A 22,928-nucleotide genomic window follows, 5' to 3' on the forward strand; every position below is an offset into this window, starting at 1 on the left:
TTTCGGGCGGGCATCACCGTGCTGAGTCCGCCTCCGGGCGGAGACCTCGGCAAAGGAGTCTCAATGACAGTCACCGGCATCATCACGGCGATCGTGGTCGGTTTGATCCTCGGGGTGCTCGGCAGGTTCTTCGCACCCGGCAAGCAGTCCATCCCGATCTGGCTGACCATCATCGTCGGTATCGTCGCCGCCTTCATCGGTACGGCGATCGCCCGTGGACTCGGCTACGCGGACACGAAGGGCTTCGACTGGCTCGAACTCATCACCCAGATCGTCATCGCCGGTCTGGGAGTCACCCTGGCCGCGAACCTTTACGGACGCCGCAGTGTCACCCGGTAAGGGGTCTTGAGGCGCGACGAGCCCGAATCGGTGTCACCGTGGGCTCATCGATATCCAGCTAAGGAGGAACCATGTTGGGTGGCCTTTGGGGCATCATCACCACGATCGTGGTCGGCCTGATCCTCGGTGTCATCGGCCGGATGCTGGCGTCCGGCGATCAGAAGATCCCGATGTGGCTGACGATCGTCGTCGGCATCATCGCCGCGTTCATCGGCAACTGGCTGGCCGGGGTGTTCGGGGTCCGCGACACCGCGGGCATCGACTGGATCCGGCACGCCTTCCAGGTCGGCGCGGCCGTCGTCGGTGTCATCGCCGCGGCCGCGATCTACGCGAAGGTCAAGGGCGGTGGCGGGCACCGGGCCGTGACCTGAGCCCACTGGCCCATCGCCTACGGTCGGCCCCTGTGACCACTCGGCTCGAACTCAGTGGCCAGGGGCTGACCTCCCTGCGCGGACAGCCCCTCCCGGCCTCGCTCCACTACCTGGATCTCTACGACAACCGGCTGACGTCGGTTCCCGACGAGCTGTGGTCCCTTTCCGGGCTACGCGTGCTGAATCTGGCGACCAACCGGCTGAGGACCATCTCGCCGTCGATCGGCGCCCTGCGGAATCTGCACACGCTCGATCTGGGGCACAACGAGCTTTCGACCCTGCCGGACGAACTCGGCGAGCTTTCGGGGCTGACGGAATACCTCTACGTGAGTGACAACCGGCTGACCGAATTCCCCGTCGCGCTGTGTTCGCTCGGCCGGCTGAAATACCTGGGGTGTACGGACAATCGCATCTCCACCCTTCCGGACGACCTTTCCGGGCTGGCTTCGTTGCGCGAATTTCGCTTGTACGGCAACGGGCTGACCGAACTGCCGGAGTCGATCGGGACGCTGTCCGCGTTACGCGAGCTGCATCTGCGGCGCAACCGGCTGACGGCGTTGCCGCCCTCCATCGGGGAGCTGAGCGAGTTGCGTCAGCTGGACCTGCGCGAGAATCAGCTCACCTCGCTGCCGTCATCGATCGGTCGGTTGTCGAAATTGGACAAACTGGATCTGCGGTGGAACAAGGAACTCCGGGAACCTTCGTGGCTCGCGGACTTCGAAGCCCGCGGCTGCATGGTGCTGCGGTGATGAGCGGACGGTTATCGACGGTGTCGCGAAAGCCACTTTCGGGACGCTAGGCGTCGCGAAAGTGGCTTTCGCGACGCATTCGCGCCCCCAGTTTCAGCGACGGCACTGGCGTAGTGAAGGCCCCTCTTCGCTACCGCACCCTGCCACGTCGCCTTACCGCTCAAGCGCAGATGACGGTGGCGCGCGGCGAGTAGGTCGCGTTGCGGGTCTCCCGGCGGACCTCCGTGCCGGTGACGACGTCGACTAGCACTCGCGTGTCCGAGGTGCTGAAACCCGGCGCGCCGGGATCCGGCACGCAGCCGGGACCCGAGCCGGCCTGCACGGGCTGCGGGACGAAGGAGTGCCGTTCGCCGCCGACGCTCTGTACCGAAAACCGTTTCGTGCCCCAGATCCGCACCGTCACCGAGCCGTTGGCGGGAAGCACCTGGATCGCGATCCCGGTCGGCGCGTCGTTGACGATCTGCATCTCGACCGGTGAGCCGTTGCTGTCGATCGCCTTCACGTCACGCGCGACCGGATAGCGGTCGAGGTAGTGGTCGTGCTCCAGATGTCCGCCGTCGGCCATGCCTGCCAGGTACGCGGCGTTGTAGAGCGTCGTCGCGAGCTGCGAAACGCCGCCGCCGACCACGACCGGGCCGGTGCCGTCCTCGTTCACCGGGGCGGGGACGTAGCCCGCCTCCGCCGTCCTCGGCCCGGATCGCGCGCCGAGGCTGAACGTCTCGTTCGGCTTCACGATGGCGCCGGAGACCCTGGCGGCCAGCGCCTGCACGTTCGTCATCGCGGGCCCGCTCAGGCCCGACGTGGTGAACTCGCCGATGACCTCGTTGATCCCGAGGACGTTCGCCGCGTCGGTGCTGACGGCCGGGCTGCTGGCGTCGTAGACCGCTTTCAGTTCCCTTTCCTGGCTCTTGGCGAGCGTCGAGGTCAGCGCGGAGAACGTGAGGCCCCAGTTGACCTTCCGCGCGTCCTTCGACGGCTGGACGGCAGGCCTGTCGCCGACGAAGACGATCTGCGCGTCCGCCCCGTCGGTCTCGGTCTCCTTGAGCTGCGGCTGCGCCGCGGCCCGCAGTTTCCCCTGATCGATGCGGACTTCGAGGTTGCCGTCGTCGCGCGCGGCGAACTGGAAGGACCCCGCGATCGTGTCCGGTTTCAGCGTCGCGTCCTTGCCCTCACCGCGGATGACGAGCGGCTTCGCGACCGCCGGGACGACGATCTTGGCGAGCGCCGCGTGCACCCCCGGCGAAGTCGCCTTGACCGGCGAGACGTTCACCTTGAACTCCACGCCGCCGTCGCTCAGCCAACCGCCGATGACCGCGGCGACCGCCGCTTTGACGTCGGCGAGCGACTGACCGGCCCGCGGTTCGACCGCCGCCGGGACGACCCCGCCGTCAGTGCCCTCGACCGGGCGGAAGGTGATGTTCCCTTCGATCGGCTGGCGGTTCAGCTGCGCGGCGGCGAGGTCCGAGACGGTCTTTTCGAGCTTCGGCGCGTCGGTCCACGTGACGACGCCGACCTCACGGCTGGTGAAGAACGACATCACCCGCGTGTACGGGCTCAGCGGCTGGTGACCGGCGCGGCCCAGCGTCTGCGGCCAATCCAGGCCGAGGCCGGACGATGTCGGGTACAGCACCGTGCGAACGTCTCCCGCCCGGACGCGGACCGGCTCGATCAGCTTCGGTTCCAGCTCACGGCGAAGCTTCGACTCGGCCTCTTTGTGCGTCAGGCCGCCGACGTCGATCCCGGCGACCGTGACGCCGCGCGGGACGTCCCCGGCGCTGACGATGAGATCGACCGCGTACGCGAGCACGAACAGGCCCATGAGGACCCCGGTGACCATGAGGGCCTTGCCGAGGCCCCGGCGGAACTTCGACGCGGGTGTCGGTGGCGGCTGGACCACCCTGTCGCCCTCGAAGAGCTCGTCGACCAGGTCTTCGTCGGTGTCCGCGGCGGGCAGGAGGTCGTCGGTGAACAGATCGGTGCCCGGCTCCTCGTGGTCATCGCGCACCTTCCCTCACCACCCCTCCCGCGGCTCGAGCTACAGGTACAACCCCGTGCCGTGTTCGGTCCGTTCGGTCGCCACGGCGTGGATGTCCCGCTCCCGCATCACCAGGTGCCCCTCGCCCTGGATCTCGACCTCGTGCTGGTCGTCCGGGTTGAACAGCACCCGATCGCCGGTCTTCACGTTGCGCACACTGTTGCCAACGCCCAGTACATCACCCCAGGCGAGCCGCCGCGCGACCTGCGCGGTGGCGGGGATGACGATCCCGCCGGAACTCCGGCGCTCTCCGTCCTCGGGGGACAGCTTCACGAGCACCCTGTCCTGCAGCATCTGAATCTCGAGTTTCGGCCCGTCTGACACGAGTACGACTCTACTTACCCGGATCGCCCGCCATGACCAGGCTCAGCACGCTTTCTCCCCCGGTTTCGAACCGCACCGGCACGCCCCAGTCCTGCCGGGTGATGCGGCAGGCCGGGTGTTCGCCGCCGTCATCACAGCTCGCGGCCTGCGCGACGACCTGCAGGACGCCCGCGGTGACTCCTTCGGCGAAGCGAAGCTTGCGGAACAGGTCCGTGCCCACGCCCGCGCCGTCGGCGAGCAATTCCGGCGGCGACGCGCTGATCTCCAGCCGTGTCGAGGGCCCATAGCGGTCGTCGAGCTTCTCGCCGGGAGGCGGGGTGAAGACGACGGAGAACTCCAGTTGGCCCGGCGCGAGCACGGTCGGCGGACGGCGGACCGCGTGCGCGTCCCCGGCCACGGCCTGCTCACCGAGCGGCACCGGCCCGATCCGGCCACCCGCCGACTCGACGACCAGCAGTTCGCCGTCGTGCACCAGCAGACCGGACGGCTCCGCGAGACCGGACGCGAGCGTGGTCACCTGGCGGGTGAGCGGGTCGTAGCGGCGGACGGCGCCGTTGTAGGTGTCGGCGATCGCGATGGTGTCGCCGGGCAGCACGGCGAGGCCGAGCGGATGCTGCAGGAGTGCCTTGTCCGCGGGGCCGTCGACGTGGCCGAAGGAGAACAGGTCGACACCGACCGCGGTGTGCACGGTGAACGTCTCACCCTCGGGCTCGATCCAGCGCAGCGCCGACGTCTCCGCGTCCGCAAGCCACAGCTTCTGCCCGTGGGGCGTGAGACCGGACGTCTGCGCGAAGAACGCCTCGTGGACGTCGCCGTCACGCAGGCCTTCGACGGTCGTACCGGCGAAGCGGCGAATGGAGCCCGAGACCGGCTCGAACACGCTCAGCGTGTGGTTGCCCGCCATGGCGACCACGACGCCACCCGCGGGACCCCACCAGGCGACGTCCCAAGGGCTGGTGAGATCGATGTCGAGCGCCTTGCCGGTGTCGACACCGTCGCGCCATTGGCGGCCGGTGCCGGCGACCGTGGAGACCTCGCCGGTGATCAGGTCGATACCGCGCAGCCGGTGACCGGCCGTGTCGGCGACGACGGCGTGGTAACCCGCGCGCTCGGCGACCTCGTACGGCAACAGGGTGATTCCGGCCGGCTCGGTGAAACTCGCCAGGTCGAACGGCCCGTCCTGCGCGCCGCGCTCACCGCTGCCGAAGCGGCGGATGATCGTCTCGCCGTCGGACGCGAACTCGACGATGGAGTGGTTACCGGTGTCGGCGACCAGGATGCGGCCTTCGGCGGTGGTGACGGCCTTGCTCGGGAAGCGCAGTTCGGTGCGCTGCTCCTCGGCGGGCACGTACGGGCTGCCGCCGCGGCGCAGCGTGCCCTTGGCCTCGTGGGTCGCGACGAGGTCGGCGATCACCCGGCGCAACGCCTCGGCGTGCCCCTCACCGGCGGCGACGTGGACGACGTAACCCTCGGGGTCGACGACGACCAGCGTCGGCCACGCCTTGACCGCGTACTGCGACCAGGTGGTCATCTTCGGGTCGTTGAGCACCGGATGGTGCACCTCGTAGCGCCGCACGGCGGCCTCGATCGCGGCCGCCTCGCCCTCGTGCAGGAACTTCGGCGAATGCACACCGATGGTCACCAGGACGTCGGCGAACTCGGCCTCCAGCGGGCGCAGCTCGTCCAGCACATGCAGGCAGTTGACGCAGCCGCTGGTCCAGAAGTCCAGCAGGACGACACGGCCGCGCAGCCCGGCGAGCGTGATCCGCTCGCCGCCGGTGTTGAGCCACACGTCACCGGCGAGCTCGGGCGCCCGCACACGGGACTGCGTTCGTGGGGAAGTCACGACATGAGTGAACTACACCGATGGCCGCTCTGTTCCGAGGTCCAGGCGTTGAGAGGGCGAGCTCACCCCGGGGGAGGAGCCTCATGTGGGTGATGAGGGAGTGGTGTTAAAAGAGAAGGCGCCCGCGCGGTACGCAATTTAGGCTCGAACACATGTCCACTGTTGAGCACGCCTTCACCATCGAGGAGGCACACGACCTCCAGGCGAGCTTGGCCGAACCCGTGCGTCCCGGGTTGAGCGAGGCCGAGCTCGACGACGTCGAAGCCCGTTTCGGCTTCCGGTTCGCCGCCGATCACCGCACGTTCCTGTCCGCCGGGGTGCCGATCGGCGACCGCTGGCCGGACTGGCGCTGCGGCAACCCCGACCAGCTGCGGAAACGCCTGGACTGGCCGGTCGACGGGGTGCTTTACGACGTCGAACACAACGGCTTCTGGTTGCCGGACTGGGGCATGCGCCCGATCGACCTCGACGACGCGCTTTCGCGGGCCCGCTCGCAGCTGGCGCGCGCACCTCAGCTCGTGCCCGTCTGCGGGCATCGGTACCTGCCAGGGATCGCCGGGAGCACGGGGTATCCGGTGCTGTCGGTGTACCAGACCGACATCGTCTATTACGGCTACGACCTGCGGGGATACCTGCGGCACGACTTCTGCGACCAGCCCTTGGGCCCGCCACCGGCGGGCGGGCCGCGTCAGATCGAGTTCTGGTCGCGGTTCGTGGAGTGAGCGGACTCGGCGGCGGCCTTCAGCCGGGCCAGCGTCGCGGCGATGTTCGCCCGGTTGGCGTCGTCCCGCTTCCAGACCCCGGTGAACAGCGACGTCGGGCCGCGTAGCCAGCCCGGGCGCCGGTCCCAGGTGCTTTCGACGGCCACGCAACCGTCGCCCGTGGACTCGATGTCGTACTGCCAGCGCGCCACGGGCAGTCCGGCGACGGTGGTCACCTCGAACGCGAACCGCTTGCCCTCGTCGGCGTCGGTGATCGTCGAAAGGGTGCTCCAACGACGGATCCCGTGGCGATTGCGGCCACGGAACTTGGCGCCGACGGCGGGCTCCTTCGCCGCACCGACCCAGCGGTGCCCTTCGTACTCTTCGGCCATGCCCGCGAGCGCGCCAGGGTCGCTGACCAGGGCGTACACCTTCTCGGGCGGGGCGGCGATCGCGATCTTGCCGGTGGCGCTGGGCTCCGTCATGACATACCTCCATACTGAGAGTATGTGAAATACCCTCAGTTGTCGCGGCGGAGCATGCGGCTTATCCCGGCCGCCACCGTCGTCGCCAGCACCCAGCCCGAGGCGGTGAACCCGGCCGCGACCCAGTTGTCCATCCCGTGCATGTACCAGCGCGACTTGTTGCCGAAGTCGACGATCGGCACCAGAAGGTCGATCGTGTACAGCACCGGATTCCACTGCAGCCCGGTGTCGTCCTGGTTGACCAGGCAGCGCGGCCCGCTCACCGTGAGCTTCGGATTCGTGATGCAGTCGTCGACGCCGAGCCCGAACCACAGACTGCCCAGCACGAGCAGCGTCAGCAACCAGCCGAGCGCGCGCACCGGACGGAAGCCGTAACCGACCATCGACCGCTGCAACCAGCTCCACACATGCACGCCGGGCCCGAAGAACTTGAAGCCCTTCGCGAGCGCTTCGTACCGGAACTGCTGCTTCTTCAGCAGCACCGTGGACGCGTGCTCTTCATTACCGGACGCGCGCAGCGTCGCCGCCAGCTGGTCGTACGGTCCCGGGCGGTAACCGTCCATCGCCTTGCGCAGCAACACGATCCGATGGTCGATCGCCCGGTCGTCGTCGAGCGCGATGTCCTCTTGCAGTGCGTCGTACCGGAAATCCTCCAGCTCGATCCCCGTCGCCGACGCCCAGAACGCCTCGTTGTCGCCCAGCGTCCCGCAATGCGCGCGCCGCAACACGATCCGGCCGTCCGGCGGCGTGCCGGGAGTGAGCAGGAACTCGTCGGCCGAAACGTCACTGCCGTCGAGCGCGATCCCGTGCTGCGGAAGGGAACCGAGCCGCGCGCCGCGGAAGTCGACGCGCCGCGCGACCTGCGCGCCGTCGAGGTTGACCCCGCCCTGCGCGACGAACGGACGCTCCTTGTTCTCGGTGAGGATCAGATCCCGGCCGATCCGCGCGGTGCGGACGTCCAGCGAATAGCTGGTGCGCGTGCGCGCGCCTGGCTCGGTCAGGCTCGTACCGAACAGGTTCACGCTGCCGCCCACCTCGGCGCCCTGCAACCGCAAGGTGCCCTGGACGGTCGCGTCGGTGAGCTGGAAGTTGCCCGCGATCTTGGCGCGCCGCGCGGAAAAGACGTCACGGCGCGGGTGCAGGAACATCGAGTTCCACGCCAGCACGTTGCCGCCGACGGTGATGTCGGCCATGCGCAACTGCCCGGACGGCACGCGCAGGCTCGTCGCCTCCAGGTCGCCGCCGATGGTGGTCCCGTCGAGGTGGATCGCGCGGTCGTAGTACGGAATGCTCTGCCCGCGGACGACCTGGACCTCCGCACCCGCCAGCCGCAGCGAACCGCCGATCCGGGCGTTGACCATCCGCAGGGTCCCGGTCACCTGCATACCGTCGCTCAGCTCGAGGTTTCCGTTGACCGTGGAACGATCCGCGACCAGCGCCGGCCGCGGATCGATGTACGGATCGTTCGACTTCCACGCGTCGACGACGATCGGCCCGGACTGGTTCACCGACAGCTTGGCCTCGCGGAAAATGATGTCACTGTCCACAGTGGCGCTCGGCAGGAACATGATCCCACTGGCGGAGAAGCGTTTCCGCTGCGCGGCGGGCCCGTAGTTGTCCACCTCGCACAGCAGGCTGCCGCCGATGTGGATCCCGTTCCCGTTGAGCGCGAAGCCGTCCCGGTTGTTCAGCGTCGCGCCGGAGAAGTTGACGTTACCGCCGGCCCGCATCCCCGGGATCCGGACTTCTCCGTTGGCCACCAGCCGATACGCCAGCAGCGCACCCACGATGTTGACCCGGTCGGCCTGGATCGCCTTGCCGCGCGGATGCGTGATCACCGTGCGGGTCAGCACGACCGAGCCCTCGATGACCGCGTCGGTGAGGTTGACCGCCGCGTTCGGCATCCCGCGCTCGCGATCGTCACCGCGCTGGACCGTGGTCTCCTCGATCTCGTGCTCGGCGTCGACGTGCACGACACTGCGGATCAGGCGGACGTCGTTGCGAGTACGGAGATTGCGCGCCTTGAGCCCGGGCAGCCAGCACTTGCGGAACACGAGCCCCAGCAGATGCGCCTCACGGACGTCCGGCGGATGCTCGAACCGGCACCGCTCGAACCGGAACAGATACTTGATGTCGGCCGCGCGCAGATCGAGCGTCCCGGTGATGTACGCGTCCTCGACCTGCACGATCGGCGCGTTGGTCGCCTGACGACGCCACCGGAGCAGCCCCGTCGACCCCGGCTTCATCAGCTCGGACGCCGGGACCTCGTACCGCTTGTCGGGGTTCGGATCGAACGGGTCGAGCGGCGGCAGGGACGTGTCACCGTTCTGGTCACCCTCCCCCGGATCGCGCGGCCCGTTGTTGCGCCGAAAACCCGGCATCGTCTCGCTTCCCTCCCCATCGTTCCCCGGCCACCAGCGAAGCCGATCACGCACGGGATTCGCAAGTGGCCCAGGACAGTAGACCGGAACCTGCCACAGAACCACGACGGCAGAACGGCCACCGCAGGTTCCGGACCAGGGTCTTTCTCCGGGCGTTGGTGATCTTGGCCGGATTCGGCGTCGGTGCTGGGGTTCGCTGCTACGGTCACTCAGCGGAGTCGGTGATGGACTACGGGTAGGTCGCGCCCTTCGCGGCACCGGACGGACGAAGCAGGAAGGCCCTCTGAATGCGACGGCTCGTTATCGCTGTGACGATCACCTGCACGGCCTTGCTGCTTGCAACGAGTTGCAACGGTGACATGACCTCAGAAGACCCCACTCCGGCGCCGGCATCACCGTCTGCGGGACTACCGCGAGCAGGCGCCCCCGCCGTGCGGACCCCGTTGAAGACCGACCTTTTGACAACGGATCCTTGTGGCGCTGCTACCAAGTCAGAGGTCGAAGGCGTAGGAGGAGCACTCAAGAGCGCGTCGGCCGAAGACATCGCAGGTGGACGAGGCTGCGCCTGGATCTTCGCCAGTTCCGCGGGGAACGTCAGTGGCGCACTGAACGTCAGCCAGCCAGACGGCCTCAGCCACCTCTATGCATTGAAAGCGCAAGGTAGTGGCGTCACGACGTTCAAGCCACTGCCGGACATCGCCGGCTACCCGGCAGTGGAGTACGCGAATGGCGGTGAAGGTCAAGGCGCTTGCCAGCTCGCGGTAGGCCTCCGCGACGACATGACATACATCCTGCTAACGCAACTGCGGCGTGGCAGCCCCTACCTGAGCGACCCGTGCGGTTTGAGCGTGAAAATCGCAGAATTCACGATCCACCGTTTGAAAGCCGTCCAATGATCTACAGCGCTGGGAACCTCCTCAACACCGATCCAGGAATGACCGGCAAGATCATGGGTGACAAAGAGCCAGCGGCTTAGCACCCTCTGGAAGGGCAAGCTGATCAGAGCGGAACGCGCTCTCGCCACCTCACAAGGCACCTGCAAGATCGCGGGCCAGAGCATGAACCTGTCGCGGACTATCACGGCCCGATGTTTCGGGTCAGGACTTCCACGTCCGCTTCGGCGATCCTCGCCGGGTCCGCCCGATCAGGCAAAACCGTCTTTCAAGGCAAAAGGCACCGGCCGTCCCATCTTTCGATGGTGATCTTCCTCGAAGTGGCTGATCAATGGTTTAGCTGCTGCTATCGTCACGGGTTGGAGTCAGTAGGAAACTACGGGTAGGTCGCGCCCCATCGCGGCCCGTGCGGGGAGGCACGTCGATGACAGGACCGGGACGCGGCCCTCAGGGCGTCTACAACCAGCTGAACACGACACCACCGCAGGCGCCGCAGCAGGGCTCGGGACTGATCCCGGGTTCCACCGCGGCTCAGCCCCCGCCGAACTACGACGAGCTGGGCAAGGGGCAGGCGAAGGCCGACTTCGCCGCCGCGTCGGCGAACGGTGGATGGGAGTTCGATCCCGAAGCAATGGCCAAGGTGATCAAATCCCTTGAGGACTGCATCGAGAACAACTTCAGCAGCGCAATGAGGGAAGCCGCGTACCTGACCGGGATCGACGCGATGGGCGATGAGGTCGCCAGCCACGGCTACGTCGCGACCGCGAACGAATCAGGCGCCTCTTATCAAACTTTCCTGGACGGCGCACGTAAGTTCACCAGGGCCTACGCTGACACGCTGGTGGAAATCAAGACAGCGTACGAAAAGCAAGACCAAGCAGCGATCGACGCTCTCCGTTCTGTTGGAAAGGCTCTCTGAATGCGTGCTCGTCTCGTCTCTGTTCTCGCTGTGGCCACCGTACTCGCGGCCGGTTGCAACGGGGAAACCGGCGGTAAGGCCGAGCCCTCGACACCCACACCCGATGCCACAGCCCTCCCTCGGGCAGGGGCTCCGAAAGTGGCGACCCCGTTGAAGACGGAAAAGCTCACAAACGAACCCTGCAGTGCAGCCACAGACGCGGAAATCGAGGGCATCGCCGGAAAGCTGAAGAGCTCGAAGGTGGAGCAAATCGCCGGCGGCCCGACCTGCTCGTGGGTCCTCGCCGACCTCGCCGGGTCGATCAACGGCGGCCTGAACGTCAGCCAACCCGATGGCTTGAGTCACCTCTACGCGCTTAAGCAACAAGGCAACGGCGTCACGACCTTCAAGCCCTTGCCCGATATCGCCGGATATCCGGCCGTCGTTTACGCGAACGGTGGTGAAGGCGCCGGGAATTGCAACCTGGCGGTCGGCGTGCGCGACGACATGATGTACACCGTGGTCACCGCGCTGTTCGATGACAGCCCTGGCTACAGCGATCCCTGCGGTTCCAGCGTGAAGCTGGCAGAGTTGGCGATCCAGCGCTTGAAGGCGGCCCAATGACCTACAGCGGCTGGGAGATCTTCACCAAGCTGAACGCCAACCCCAAAACGACCACACGACTCGACGCGGCCCAGGTGGCGTCCCACCGCCTCATGGTGATCCATGAGGAAATGGCCACCGCGATGACCAACAGCCAAACCGCGCTGAGTTCCTTCTGGAAGGGCAAAGCCGCAGACAGCGGCGTAGCGGGTCTTGCTCCGCTCATCGCGACTTCCAAGATCGCGGGCGAGAACATGGATCGCGCCCGGCAGTCGATGTACGACCAGAATGCCTCTTTCCATTACACGCGCGGCAATGTCCGTCCGGTCGAGAAGGAGCGCGCGGGGGACAGCGGGCCGGAGGACGTTCTGTCCATCGGGGCGAGTGACGACGAGATCGCGGCGGCGAAGTTCGACGCGGACACCAAGCACAACGTCGAGATTTACGAGCCGTATTACCAGGGCACGCAGCCTCGGCAGCAGTCGCTCGCGCCGGCGTATCCGGCCGCGCATGATCCGAACGTCTCGGCCGGGCCGATCACGCCGGATCCGGTCGATCCCGGTCAGACCAAGGTAAGCGGGTTCAGCGGTGGGCCCGGTGACTCGGGGCGGCATGGTGGACCCGGTGGGTACACCGGCGGGCCGAGTTCGTACAGCGCGCCTCCGGGGGCCGAGGGTTATCAGGCGCCGAGGCCGCCGCAGGTTCCGCAGCCGCCGAGGATGCCGCAGATGCCGGGTCCGCGGCCGTCGCCGCAGCCGAACGATCGGACCGACTTGTCCTCCAAGGCGGACGACAAGGTCCAGGGGCGTCCAGGCAACTTCCCGCCGCCGAACTTCGGGCCAGGCACCGGTGGACCCGGTGGCGGCAGCGGATTCGGCCCGGGGTCGGGTGGGTTCAGCGGCGGATTCGGGCCTGGTGGCGGCTTCGGGCCTGGTGGGTCGACGGGCGGGCCGGGGAGCATGGGGCCCGGTCGTGGTGTCGGCGCCGGGATGCCCGGCGAAGGCGCGATGCGCGGACCGGCCGGAGCACCGGCAGGAGGCCCCGCCACGGGACGTCCCGGAGCGCCGGGCATGGGCGGTGGAGGCATGGGTGCGGGCGCCGGCAAGGGCAAGGGCGGCGAGGACGAGGAGCACCAGCGCAAGATCATGCTGCAGGAAGAGGACGGCGACTCCCTCTTCGGCGGCTACGACGGGGACAAGCCGGTTCCGCCGGTGATCGGCGCGTAACGTGCTGCGGAAACCCGTCGAGCTGACGCTCCAGACTTACGAAACCCTGCTGGATCAACACAATTTGGGCGACATCCACCCGACGCTCGTCCGTGGCGCGCAATGGTACCTGCCCGAGGAACGTCGCGAGCTCGCCGCGACCGCACAGTCCGAATTGGACAGACAGGGCCTGCTCAGGCGTGGCCGGATCGACGACGAATTCCTCGAAGCGCTGCGTTTCCTGCAGCGGCCAGCGGTGGAGTACTACTCGTGGGTGAAGTCCGAGGGGCGTGAGCGGACCGTTCGCGCCGCGGGCAGTGGCCGGGAAGCGGCCACGGTCGTCTTGGTGGACAAGGTCGTGTACCTGAAGCCGACCAGGCCGGACACGCTCGCGCAGGATTTCACCGGTCTGCTCCCGGAGGCTCCCGCCGCGCGCACACCGTCGTTGAACTGCGCGGAAGCCGATCTGCAGGTCCTGATGAAGGGCGAAACGCTGACCGGCAGCGGCCCGAGCATCCGCGACGCCAAGAAGATCATCCAGTGGATCCGGTCGCCGCACACCTTCTTCGGCAGGCTTTACGTCGCCATCCGTGACGGCGGGGGCAACCGGAAGCGCGTCGAAAGGCCACCGGGCTGGATGGACACCGAAAAGGGCCGCGTCGTGTTCGGCCCGGACGCCAAGGGCTGGGTGAGCCTCATGGGCGCCGGGCCGCACGAAATCGTCTCCAAGGTGGTCCAACTGGAGTCGCAGCTCCGGGGACGTTAGCCCTGGTGGTTCGGGTTCAACACCCGCGAGAGGAACGTCTTCGTGCGTTCCTCCTGCGGGTCGCCGATCACCTGGGCAGGCGAACCCTGCTCGACGACGACACCGCCGTCCATGAACAGCACGGTGTCGGCGACCTCGCGGGCGAACTGCATCTCGTGCGTGACGACGAGCATCGTCATGCCTTCCTTCGCGAGTTGCCGCATGACCGCGAGGACGTCGCCGACCAGTTCGGGGTCCAGCGCCGACGTCGGTTCGTCGAACAGCATGACGTCGGGGTCCATCGACAGCGCCCTGGCGATCGCGACGCGCTGCTGCTGCCCGCCGGAAAGCTGTGTCGGCAGCGAAGTTTCCTTCTCCGCCAACCCGACCTTCGCGAGGTTCTCCCGCGCGACGCGCTCCGCCTCGTCCTTGCCGCGCTTCAGCACCTTGCGCTGCGCGACGGTGAGGTTGTCGAGCACGCTCAGGTGCGAGAAGAGGTTGAACGACTGGAAGACCATGCCGATCTTCGTGCGGGCGCCGTCGATGTCGACGTCCGGGTCGGTGATCTCGCTGCCGTTGACCACGATCTTGCCCTGCTGCGGTTCCTCGAGGAGGTTGACGCAGCGCAGCAACGTCGACTTGCCCGAACCCGACGGACCGATGATGCAGACGACCTGGCCGCGCTCGACGTGCAGGTCGATGCCCTTGAGCACTTCGAGTTCGCCGAACGCCTTGTGCAGTCCTGAAACCTCGACGATCGTCTGGGCGCTCATACCGTTCCTCCGCCGGGCACTCCGGCTCCGTATTTCTTCTCTAGCCGCTGCTGCAGGATCGACAGCGGAATGGTGATGACCAGATAACACAGACCGGCGACGACGATCGGTGTCAGGCCCTTGGCCTCCAGCAGTGCCTGACGGCTGAACTGCGCGAGTTCCTGCTGCGCCGGCGTGGTGCCGAGCAGGAACGCCAGCGAAGAGTCCTTCGTCAGCATGATCAGCTCGTTGGCCAGCGGCGGCAGGATGATCCGGAACGCCTGCGGGATCACGACGGTGATCATCGTGCGCGCCGGCGACATGCCGAGTGACCGCGCGGCCTCGACCTGTCCGCGCGGCACCGCCTGGATACCGGCGCGGATGGTCTCCGCCATGTAGGCCGAGGACACGATGCCCAGCGCCAGCATGATCGAGATGTTCCGCGGCAGGAACACGTTCGGGAAGGCGATCGGCACCCCGACACCGACCGCCAGGAAGATCAGCAGCGCGGGCAGGCCGCGGAAGAATTCGATGTATCCGCGCGCGAACCAGCGGTACGGGGCGACCGAGGACAGTCTCATCAGCGCGAGCAGGAGACCGAGGCCGAGGCCGAGCGCGAAACCCAGCGCGGTGAAGATGATGGTGTTCTTCAGTGCGACGGTGATGACGTCCGGGAACTGCTTCGCGGCGACTTCGAGGTCGAAGAACGCCTTGCCCAGCCGTCCCCAGTCGGCCAGCAGCGCGAACACCACGACGATCACCAGCAGCAGACCGTACTGCGCCCACCGGAACGCCGATCGTCGCTGGCGGCGGCTCAGAGCCATTTCTCTCCTCAAACAGGTGGTGACAAGCCTGTGGCCGGTGCGCTGGGCACCGGCCACAGAGGACGGATTATCAACCGGCGGCCGGGCTGCCCGGCTGCCAGGTCGGCGCCTTGCCGAACCACTTCTGGTAGATCTGCGCGTACGAGCCGTCGGCGGCCGAGGCCTTGAGGACCTCGTTGACCTGGTTGAGGAGGGCGGTGTTGCCCGTCTTCATGCCGATTCCGTAGAACTCGTTGGTCTTGAACTCGGTGACGACGGTGGTGTCCGGGTTCGTCTTCACGAAGTCGTAGAGCACACCGTTGTCGTTGACGCCCGCGTCGATCTGGCCACTCTTGACCGCCTGCTCCAGCAGCGCGAGGTCGTCGAAGGTGACGATCTCGGCGCCGGCGGCCTTCTCCTTGGCGTAGTCGGCTCCGGTGGTGGCCGACTGGACGCCGATCTTCTTGCCGGCGACGTTGCTCAGGTCCTTGATCGGCGAACCGGTCTTGACCAGCAGTGCCTGCGACGCCTCGAAGTACGGGTCGGAGAAGGCGAACTTCGCCTTGCGCTTGTCGTTGATCGTCATACCGGCGGCGGCGAGGTCGCACTGACCGGTGTTCATCGCCTCGCCGGACTCGATGTTCTCGAAGGCGATGTCGACGATGCTCTGCTCGACGCCGAGCTTCTTCGCCACGAGGTCGACCAGGTCGACGTCGAAGCCGACGATCTTGTCGCCCTGCTTGACCTGGAACGGCTGGTAGGGCAGGTGGGTGCAGGTGGTGAGCTTGCCGGAAGCGACGAGCTGGACGCCACCGGCCGCGGTGCTCTGCCCACCTTCTTCGCCACACGCGGTCAGCGCACCCGCGGCTAGGGCGAGCGCCGGGATCAGGGCGAGCGCTTTCAATCGGGCCACGTCGTCACTCCTTGTAGTTCCCATGTGTCGAGAGCACGCATATTGCCACTCATCCGGCGGCAATCACAGCACCGAGACGTTACAGCGCCGTTTCGGCCGTCACGGGTGTTACATGAGGTATCGCGCCGACATGGCAGGGTGAGCGAGTATGGCGACCATGAACAACAACCCGGCGCCGCGTCTCCCACCCGCGGGCCGCCGCCCGCGGACGACGACGTCGGCGCGGCGCGCGGCGAGGCCCGGGGCACAGTTCGACGGCTATCTCTCGCCGTCCCGGCCGCACGCGGGCGCGTACGACGAGATGTTCACCGCCGACGGCATGGTCCGCCAGCCGTATCGGGCGCTGTACGAGTCGATCTCCTCGCTGACGTCTGCGGATCTTTCGTCGCGGTCGGCGGCGATCGACCGGGCGATGGTGGATCAGGGCATCACGTTCTCGCTGTCCGGCCAGGAGCGCCCGTTCCCGCTCGACCTGGTGCCGCGCGTGATCACTTCGACCGAATGGACCAGACTCGAACGCGGTGTGGCGCAACGGGTCCGCGCGCTGGAGGCCTTCCTCGCCGACGTGTACGGCGATCGGCAGATCCTGCGCGACGGGGTGCTCCCGCGCCGGCTGATCACCTCGTGTGAGCATTTCCAGCGCGAGGCGTTCGGGATCAACCCGCCCAACGGCGTCCGCATCCACGTGTCCGGCGTGGACCTGGTGCGTGACGAGGAGGGCACCTTCCGGGTGCTGGAGGACAATCTCCGCAATCCCTCGGGTGTTTCGTATGTGATGGAGAACCGCCGCACGATGGCGCGCGTGTTCCCGGATCTGTTCGCCCAGCACCGGGTCCGCCCGGTCGGCGACTACGCCTCGCATCTGCTGCGCGCGCTGCGGGCGGCGGCCGCGGCGAACGTCGCCGATCCGATGGTCGTCGTGCTCACGCCGGGGGTGCACAACTCCGCGTACTTCGAGCATTCGCTGCTGGCCCGGCTGATGGGGGTCGAGCTGGTCGAAGGCCGCGACATGTTCTGCCGTGACAACGTCGTCTACCTGCGCACCACCGAGGGCGAACGGCAGGTCGACGTCATCTACCGGCGGATCGACGACGAGTTCCTCGACCCGGTGCACTACCGGCCCGATTCCGTGCTGGGGGTCGCCGGGATCCTCAACGCGGCGCGCGCGGGCAACGTGGTGATCTCGAACGCGGTCGGCAACGGCGTCGGTGACGACAAGCTCGTCTACACCTACGTGCCCGAGATGGTGAAGTACTACCTCAACGAGAAGCCGCTGCTGCCCAACGTGGACACCTTCCGGTGCTGGCTGCCGGAGGAGTTCGACCACGTCATGCGGCATATGGACGAGCTGGTGATCAAACCGGTCGAAGGCTCCGGCGGATACGGCATCGTGTTCGGCCCGGAGGCGTCGCAGGCCGAGCTGGCCGCGCTGAAGCGGAAGGTCCGGGCGCACAAACGCGGCTGGATCGCGCAGCCGGTGGTCCAGCTGTCCACCGTACCGTCCAAAGTGGACGAAAAGCTGGCGCCGCGGCACGTCGACCTCCGGCCGTTCGCGGTCAACGACGGCAAGGAGATCTTCGTGCTGCCGGGCGGGCTGACCAGGGTCGCGCTCCCGGAGGGAAGTCTGGTGGTCAACTCGTCGCAGGGCGGCGGTTCCAAGGACACCTGGGTGCTGGCGCCGCGGTCTTCGACGGCGGAGCGGGAGCTGGAACGCCCGGCGCTCGGCGAACTGTCCCAAGTGGACGGACTGGTCGCCGAACAGGGCCCCGAACTGACCACGACCCAGCAGCAACAGCAGCAACAGGCCTAAGGGAGGTTGACGTGCTAGCCCGTAACGCGGAATCGCTGTACTGGATCGGCCGCTACGTCGAACGCGCCGACGACACCTCCCGCATCCTCAACGTCTCCGTGCACCAGCTGCTCGAAGACGCGAGCGTCGACTCGGACCACGCGAGCCGCCAGCTGCTCGCCGTCCTCGGCATCTCGCCGGAGGGGATGGATTCGCTCGACGTGTGGAAGCTGACCGAACTGGTCGCCTACGCCAAGGACAATCCGGCGTCGATCGTCGGTTCGATCAACTCCGCCCGCGAGAACACGCGCGGCGCCCGCGAGGTCGTCTCGACCGAGCTGTGGGAATGCCTGAACGCGACCTGGAACGCGGTGCCGGACAGGCAACGGTACGCGCGTCGCGCCGGACCGCACGCCTTTCTGTCCTTTGTGGAGGAACGCGCGGCGATGTTCGCCGGGCTCGCGGATTCGACGATGAGCCGCGACGACGGCTGGCTGTTCATGGTGCTCGGCCGTTCGATCGAACGTGCGGACATGGTGGTGCGGCTGCTGCTTTCGCGGGTACAGGACAGCGCGTCGTCACCCGGCTGGATCACCGTGCTCCGTTCGGCAGGCGCGCAGGACACCTACCTGCGGACCTATCGCGGCGCGCTCGACGCGGCCCGGGTCGTGCAGTTCCTGATGCGCGACACGCTGTTCCCGCGTTCGGTGTTCCACGCGCTGCGCCAGGCCGAGGAATGCCTGGAACGGCTGGATCCCGGCGTCAACTCGCGGGCCAACGAGAAGTCCGAGGCGCTGCGGCAGCTCGGCCGCGCCCGCAGTGAGCTGGAGTTCCTGCGGCAGTCCGATCTGCTGGAGGACCTGCCGAAACGGCTCGGCGCGCTCCAGACGTCGATCAAGGACATCGGCGACGCGGTTTCGGTGCAGTACTTCCATTCGTCGCCTTGGGTGGCCTGGAGCGGTGCGGAGGTTTCGCTGTGACCTGGCAGCTTCGGGTGGCTCACCGCACGGGATACCGGTACGCGACGCCTGCCACGCAGTCGTACAACGAGGCGCGGCTGACCCCGCGGTCCGATCGGCGGCAGACCACGGTCGTGAACCGGGTCGAGACGACGCCCGCGACCCGCGCCTACCGGTACACGGACTACTGGGGCACCGTCGTGACCTCGTTCGACCTTCACGCGCCGCACACCGAGTTCACCGTGCTCGCGACGTCGGTGGTCGAGACCGCCGACGAGGGCGAGCCGATCCGCTCGGCGTCGTGGAAGGACCTGCGCGGTGACACGGTGGTCGACCACCGCACCGAGTACCTGACGCCGACGCCGTACACGCCGCGCGATCCGGAACTGACGAAGGTCGCGCGCGAACTGCGGAAGGGGCTCGACCCGGCGGAAGCCGTGCTCGCCGTCTGCGAATGGGTCAACCAGCAGCTCAAGTACCAGCCCGGGACGACCGGCGTGCACAGCACGGCGACCGACGCTTGGCGTGCGCGCGAAGGGGTTTGCCAGGACTTCGCGCATGTGACGCTGGTGATGCTGCGCGCGATCGGTGTCCCGGCGCGGTACGTCTCCGGGTACCTGCACACGAAACCGGAGGCGAAACTCGGCGAGACGGTCGAGGGCGAGAGCCACGCCTGGGTCGACGTGTGGACCGGCGGCTGGTGGGCCTACGACCCGACGAACGCGATCCCGGTCGGCCCGCGCCACGTCTGGGTCGCGTACGGCCGCGACTACGCCGACGTGCCACCGCTCAAGGGCATCTTCACCGGTGGCGGTCAGTCCACTTTGGACGTCTCGGTGCAGCTGACCCGGCTGACCTAGGCTCTGCGCCGCAGCAGCAGCCAGAGCAGGTAGGCGCCGCCGAGGGCCGCCGCGACGACGCCCGCGGGCAGCAGCGAAGACGCCAAGAGGCGCTGGCCGAGGAAGTCCGCCGCGACGACCAGCGTCGCGCCGACGAACACCGACGCCACCAGATTGGGCCCCGGCAGCCGCGTCATCCGGCGCGCCAGCTGGGGCGCCGCGAGCGCGATGAACGGGAGCGGCCCGGTCGCCGCGGTGGCGGCGGCGACCAGCGCGACGGCGACCAGCACCAGCGTCAGCCGCACGCGGTGGACGTCGACACCGATGCCGGTGGCGGTGTCGTCGCCCATCTCCAGCATGCGCAGCGCGCGGCCGTTCGCGAAGACGACCGGGGCGAACACCGCCATCGCGACCGCCAGCGGCACGAAATAGCTCCAGTCACGGCCGGACAGGTCCCCGACCAGCCAGCCGACGGCCTGCGCGGCGGCTTCGAGGTTCGCCTTCACCAGCAGGTACGAGTTCACGCCGACCAGCACCGCGCTGACCGCGATCCCGAGCAGCACCAGCCGTGAACTCAGCAGGCCGTGCGGCGCGCACAGCGCCATGACGACCAGCGCGGTCAGCAACCCGCCGGCCAGAGCGCCGAACGAGACGACCGCGGGGCTGCCGCCGAAGACCAGGAACGTCACGATGCCGCCGGTCGCGGAACCCGTGGTGAACCCGATGATGTCCGGGCTGCCCAGCGGATTACGGGTGATCGTCTGGAAGATCGCCCCGGCCAGCGCGAGCGCGGCGCCGACGAGGATCGCGACCAGCACCCGCGGAAGCCGTCCCATGACGACCAGGTACTGCGCCTTCGTCCCTTGGCCCGCCAGGGTCGCGAGCACCTCGCCGGGGCTCATCTCGTAGTCGCCCGTGCCGACCGAGAGCACGACGAGCGCCAGGACCACCAAGGCCAGCGCGGCGATGACGACCAGTGATCGTCTGTCCAAACCGGACTCACGGCGGACGGGGGCGGTCATCGGCGCACCGCCTTGAGCCGCCTGGCCACGATCACGAACGCGATCCCGCCGACCACGTCGGTCATCACGCCGACCTGGATCTCACCCGGCGCGCCGAGCAGGCGGCCGAGGACGTCGCAGCCGAGCAGCAGCACCGGCCCGAGAAGCGCCGAAAGCAGCATCACCCAGCGCTCGTCCTGGCCGATCAGCGACCGGACGACGTGCGGGATCATCAACCCGACGAAGGCGATCGGCCCGCAGGCCGCGGTCGCCGCCGCCGACAGCAGCCCGACGGCGACCATCCCGGCGACGCGCACGAGCGCCGGATTCGCGCCGAGACCGCGGGCGGTGTCCTCGCCGAGCGCCAGCGCGTTCAGCGCGCGGGCCAGCACGATCGCGATCACCACGCCCGCGACGAAGAACGGCAGCAGCACGGACAACTGGTCCGCGTTCCGGTTGACCAGCGAGCCGACCAGCCAGAACCGCATCGCCTCCAGGTTGTGCGTGTTGATCATCTGCATGCCCTGGTTGATCCCGACGAACACCGCCTGCACTGCGACCCCCGCCAGCACCAGCCGCAGCGGGCTCGTGGCGCCCCGCGTGCCGCCGATCACCGAGACCAGCGCGGTTCCCGCGAGCGCTCCGGCGAAGGCGAACCAGACGTACTCGCCGGGCGAAGTCACCGAGAACACCGCCGAGCCGAGCACGATCGCGACGGCGGCGCCGTGGTTGATGCCGAGCAGACCGGGTTCCGCCACCGGGTTGCGGGTGATCGCCTGCATGAGCGAGCCCGCCAGCCCGAGCGCCATCCCGACCAGGACGCCGAGCACCGTGCGGGGCAGGCGATCGTCGCGGACGACGACGTCGTTGTAGCTGCCGTCGTAGGCGAAGAGCGCGTGCAGCACTTCGCCGAGGGAAAGGCGGTTCGAGCCGAAGCCGATCGACAGCAAGACGACCGCGGCGAGCGCTACGAGCGACCCCGTCAGGACCAGCGTTCGCACGGAAACACTGGTCCTCGGTGCTCTGACGCGCTCCGTGACCTGGACCATGGCGTTCACGATAAGGGAAGGCTAGCCTAACGCCGAACTTCGGTCCCTCGGTGAAAGAAGATCTCCATGCACCTCTCTCGACGCGGCTTCCTCGCCGGCACCGCGGCGCTCGGCGCCACCGGCCTCCTGACCGCCTGCGGCTATCAGGAAGAGGCGCCCGCCCCGGGAGCCGGCGCGACCTGGTCGTTCACCGACGATCGCGGCCGGAAACTCGAAGGCGAGCGGCCCACCCGGATCGTCGCGCAGGTGACCGCCGCGGCCGCACTGTGGGACCTCGGCGTGAAATCGGCCGGGATCTTCGGCCCGTCGAAATTCGCCGACGGCAAACCGGATCCGCAGGCGGGCGGCGTCGACCTGAACGCGGTGACCTCGCTCGGGAACGTCTACAACGAGTTCAACTTCGACAAGTTCGTCTCGCTGAACCCGCAGCTGCTGGTCAGCGTGATGTACCTGAAGGACCAGATGTGGTACATCCCGGACACGCAGACGGAGAAGATCGACAAGGCCGCGCCGAGCGTCGGCGTCCGGCTGCAGGGGCTCGCGATGCCGGAGGGGATCGCGAAGTTCATCGCGCTGGCGAAGGCACTCGGGGCCGACACGGACACTCCGGCGATCCAGGCCGCGAAGGCCGAGTACGAGAAGGCCGACGCCGCGCTGGGCGACGCGATCAAGAAGGCGTCCGGGCTGAAGGTCCTCCTGATCTCCGCGCAGAAGGACACCGTCTACATCGCGAACCCGCCGTCGTTCGCGACGTCGAGGCACTACCAGAACAAGGGGATGAACTTCGTCCTCCCCGAGGCGCCGGACGCGAGCCAGGGCGGTTACTACCAGCAGATCAGCTGGGAGAACATCGGCAAATACACCGCCGACGTGATCATGTACGACAACCGCGGCGGTTCGCTCTCCCTCGGCCCGGACGGGCTCGGCGGCGTGCCGACCTGGGCTCAGCTGCCCGCGGTCAAGGCGGGGAAGCTGATCCCTTGGAACAACGAGACACCGTTCTCGTACCAGCGCTTCACGCCGCAGCTGACGGAGCTCGCCGCCGCGCTGAACAAGTTCGCCTAGGCCAGGGCGGTGAGGCGGTGAGGCGGTGAGGCAGTGAGGCGGTGAGGCGTGGGTCGGGTTGGTCGTGAGTGGTAAGTGTCGTTCTAACGACAAAAAAAACAAACCACCCACCACCCACCCGGCCAACCCCGCACCCCCCCCGCGGGGGGGGCCGGGGGGGGCGCCCCCCCCGGGGCCCCCCCC

Annotated in this window: 23 protein-coding genes; 13 read left to right on the forward strand and 10 right to left on the reverse strand. The window is 67.9% G+C overall.

Features of this window, described 5'->3' with window-relative positions:
- The first annotated feature begins 63 nt into the window (after positions 1 to 63).
- From ACIHAO_RS01385 to ACIHAO_RS01395, 3 genes are all read left to right on the forward strand, one after another.
- Positions 64 to 339, forward strand: a complete 276-nt coding sequence (locus ACIHAO_RS01385) for a GlsB/YeaQ/YmgE family stress response membrane protein (protein WP_125790828.1) — start codon at positions 64 to 66, stop codon at positions 337 to 339.
- A 71-nt stretch (positions 340 to 410) separates the two neighbouring features.
- Positions 411 to 710 carry a GlsB/YeaQ/YmgE family stress response membrane protein gene (locus ACIHAO_RS01390; RefSeq protein ID WP_396554218.1) on the forward strand — a complete coding sequence of 100 codons (300 nt, stop codon included), beginning with the start codon at positions 411 to 413 and terminating at the stop codon, positions 708 to 710.
- Between the two features lie 32 nt (positions 711 to 742).
- A complete protein-coding gene (locus tag ACIHAO_RS01395; protein WP_396554219.1) occupies positions 743 to 1,459 on the forward strand; it encodes a leucine-rich repeat domain-containing protein in 717 nt (238 codons plus the stop codon).
- 160 nt (positions 1,460 to 1,619) lie between these two features.
- On the opposite strand, the gene ACIHAO_RS01400 is transcribed toward ACIHAO_RS01395, so the two are convergent.
- Genes ACIHAO_RS01400 through ACIHAO_RS01410 form a run of 3 tightly spaced genes read right to left on the reverse strand, consistent with a single transcriptional unit; the run spans position 1,620 to position 5,637 of the window.
- Complete coding sequence (locus ACIHAO_RS01400) at positions 1,620 to 3,464, reverse strand: VanW family protein (protein ID WP_396554220.1); 1,845 nt, start codon at positions 3,462 to 3,464, stop codon at positions 1,620 to 1,622.
- Between the two features lie 30 nt (positions 3,465 to 3,494).
- Positions 3,495 to 3,788, reverse strand: a complete 294-nt coding sequence (locus tag ACIHAO_RS01405; RefSeq protein WP_007032412.1) for a co-chaperone GroES — start codon at positions 3,786 to 3,788, stop codon at positions 3,495 to 3,497.
- 40 nt (positions 3,789 to 3,828) lie between these two features.
- Positions 3,829 to 5,637: an NHL domain-containing thioredoxin family protein gene (locus tag ACIHAO_RS01410; RefSeq protein WP_396554772.1), complete on the reverse strand. Its 1,809-nt coding sequence runs from the start codon at positions 5,635 to 5,637 to the stop codon at positions 3,829 to 3,831.
- Between the two features lie 179 nt (positions 5,638 to 5,816).
- On the opposite strand from ACIHAO_RS01410, the gene ACIHAO_RS01415 reads away from it, so the two are divergent.
- Positions 5,817 to 6,386, forward strand: coding sequence for a hypothetical protein (locus tag ACIHAO_RS01415; RefSeq protein WP_125790824.1), 570 nt, complete (start codon positions 5,817 to 5,819; stop codon positions 6,384 to 6,386).
- Here ACIHAO_RS01415 and ACIHAO_RS01420 read toward each other — a convergent pair.
- Together ACIHAO_RS01420 and ACIHAO_RS01425 are read right to left on the reverse strand one after the other, a co-directional pair.
- A complete protein-coding gene (locus ACIHAO_RS01420) occupies positions 6,353 to 6,850 on the reverse strand; it encodes an SRPBCC family protein (RefSeq protein ID WP_396554221.1) in 498 nt (165 codons plus the stop codon). The genes ACIHAO_RS01415 and ACIHAO_RS01420 overlap by 34 nt on opposite strands.
- A 35-nt stretch (positions 6,851 to 6,885) precedes the next feature.
- Positions 6,886 to 9,231, reverse strand: coding sequence for an oxidoreductase (locus tag ACIHAO_RS01425; protein ID WP_396554222.1), 2,346 nt, complete (start codon positions 9,229 to 9,231; stop codon positions 6,886 to 6,888).
- A 287-nt stretch (positions 9,232 to 9,518) separates the two neighbouring features.
- Here ACIHAO_RS01425 and ACIHAO_RS01430 point away from each other — a divergent pair, with 287 nt between their 5' ends.
- The 5 genes from ACIHAO_RS01430 to ACIHAO_RS01450 all read left to right on the forward strand — a co-directional run bounded on the left by ACIHAO_RS01430 (position 9,519) and on the right by ACIHAO_RS01450 (position 13,596).
- Positions 9,519 to 10,127 carry a DUF3558 domain-containing protein gene (locus tag ACIHAO_RS01430; RefSeq protein WP_396554223.1) on the forward strand — a complete coding sequence of 203 codons (609 nt, stop codon included), beginning with the start codon at positions 9,519 to 9,521 and terminating at the stop codon, positions 10,125 to 10,127.
- A 421-nt stretch (positions 10,128 to 10,548) separates the two neighbouring features.
- Complete coding sequence (locus ACIHAO_RS01435) at positions 10,549 to 11,043, forward strand: hypothetical protein (protein ID WP_396554224.1); 495 nt, start codon at positions 10,549 to 10,551, stop codon at positions 11,041 to 11,043.
- A complete protein-coding gene (locus tag ACIHAO_RS01440; protein ID WP_396554225.1) occupies positions 11,044 to 11,646 on the forward strand; it encodes a DUF3558 domain-containing protein in 603 nt (200 codons plus the stop codon).
- Entirely contained in the window at positions 11,643 to 12,851 is a 1,209-nt protein-coding gene (locus tag ACIHAO_RS01445; protein ID WP_396554226.1) for a hypothetical protein, read from the forward strand. Before ACIHAO_RS01440 ends, ACIHAO_RS01445 begins: the two co-directional genes overlap by 4 nt.
- A gap of 1 nt (position 12,852) precedes the next feature.
- Positions 12,853 to 13,596 (forward strand): ESX secretion-associated protein EspG, encoded by a 744-nt coding sequence (locus ACIHAO_RS01450; protein ID WP_396554227.1) that lies wholly within the window; start codon positions 12,853 to 12,855, stop codon positions 13,594 to 13,596.
- Here the strand turns inward: ACIHAO_RS01450 and ACIHAO_RS01455 are convergent.
- The 3 genes from ACIHAO_RS01455 to ACIHAO_RS01465 form a co-directional block, all read right to left on the reverse strand.
- Complete coding sequence (locus ACIHAO_RS01455) at positions 13,593 to 14,348, reverse strand: amino acid ABC transporter ATP-binding protein (protein ID WP_396554228.1); 756 nt, start codon at positions 14,346 to 14,348, stop codon at positions 13,593 to 13,595. The genes ACIHAO_RS01450 and ACIHAO_RS01455 overlap by 4 nt on opposite strands.
- Complete coding sequence (locus tag ACIHAO_RS01460) at positions 14,345 to 15,151, reverse strand: amino acid ABC transporter permease (RefSeq protein WP_125779879.1); 807 nt, start codon at positions 15,149 to 15,151, stop codon at positions 14,345 to 14,347. The genes ACIHAO_RS01455 and ACIHAO_RS01460 overlap by 4 nt, the downstream gene beginning before the upstream one ends.
- A gap of 70 nt (positions 15,152 to 15,221) precedes the next feature.
- Positions 15,222 to 16,043, reverse strand: coding sequence for a transporter substrate-binding domain-containing protein (locus ACIHAO_RS01465; protein ID WP_396554229.1), 822 nt, complete (start codon positions 16,041 to 16,043; stop codon positions 15,222 to 15,224).
- A 148-nt stretch (positions 16,044 to 16,191) separates the two neighbouring features.
- Between ACIHAO_RS01465 and ACIHAO_RS01470 the strand changes: the two genes are divergently transcribed.
- From ACIHAO_RS01470 to ACIHAO_RS01480, 3 genes are read left to right on the forward strand one after another with little or no spacing between them, the layout of a single operon-like run.
- Positions 16,192 to 17,853 carry a circularly permuted type 2 ATP-grasp protein gene (locus tag ACIHAO_RS01470; protein WP_396554230.1) on the forward strand — a complete coding sequence of 554 codons (1,662 nt, stop codon included), beginning with the start codon at positions 16,192 to 16,194 and terminating at the stop codon, positions 17,851 to 17,853.
- 11 nt (positions 17,854 to 17,864) lie between these two features.
- The gene (locus tag ACIHAO_RS01475; protein WP_396554231.1) at positions 17,865 to 18,812 is read left to right on the forward strand and encodes an alpha-E domain-containing protein; all 948 of its coding nucleotides are present in this window, start codon (positions 17,865 to 17,867) and stop codon (positions 18,810 to 18,812) included.
- Positions 18,809 to 19,651 carry a transglutaminase family protein gene (locus ACIHAO_RS01480; protein WP_125779889.1) on the forward strand — a complete coding sequence of 281 codons (843 nt, stop codon included), beginning with the start codon at positions 18,809 to 18,811 and terminating at the stop codon, positions 19,649 to 19,651. Before ACIHAO_RS01475 ends, ACIHAO_RS01480 begins: the two co-directional genes overlap by 4 nt.
- On the opposite strand, the gene ACIHAO_RS01485 is transcribed toward ACIHAO_RS01480, so the two are convergent.
- Both ACIHAO_RS01485 and ACIHAO_RS01490 read right to left on the reverse strand, forming a co-directional pair.
- Positions 19,648 to 20,652 carry a FecCD family ABC transporter permease gene (locus ACIHAO_RS01485; RefSeq protein WP_396554232.1) on the reverse strand — a complete coding sequence of 335 codons (1,005 nt, stop codon included), beginning with the start codon at positions 20,650 to 20,652 and terminating at the stop codon, positions 19,648 to 19,650. The two genes, ACIHAO_RS01480 and ACIHAO_RS01485, sit on opposite strands and share 4 nt — an antisense overlap.
- Positions 20,649 to 21,632, reverse strand: coding sequence for a FecCD family ABC transporter permease (locus ACIHAO_RS01490; protein ID WP_396554233.1), 984 nt, complete (start codon positions 21,630 to 21,632; stop codon positions 20,649 to 20,651). The genes ACIHAO_RS01485 and ACIHAO_RS01490 overlap by 4 nt, the downstream gene beginning before the upstream one ends.
- A gap of 114 nt (positions 21,633 to 21,746) precedes the next feature.
- On the opposite strand from ACIHAO_RS01490, the gene ACIHAO_RS01495 reads away from it, so the two are divergent.
- The gene (locus ACIHAO_RS01495; protein WP_396554234.1) at positions 21,747 to 22,745 is read left to right on the forward strand and encodes an ABC transporter substrate-binding protein; all 999 of its coding nucleotides are present in this window, start codon (positions 21,747 to 21,749) and stop codon (positions 22,743 to 22,745) included.
- Positions 22,746 to 22,928: the final 183 nt, after the last annotated feature.

Origin of the sequence: Amycolatopsis sp. NPDC052450 (genome assembly GCF_044547565.1) — a bacterium.
GTDB lineage: Bacteria > Actinomycetota > Actinomycetes > Mycobacteriales > Pseudonocardiaceae > Amycolatopsis.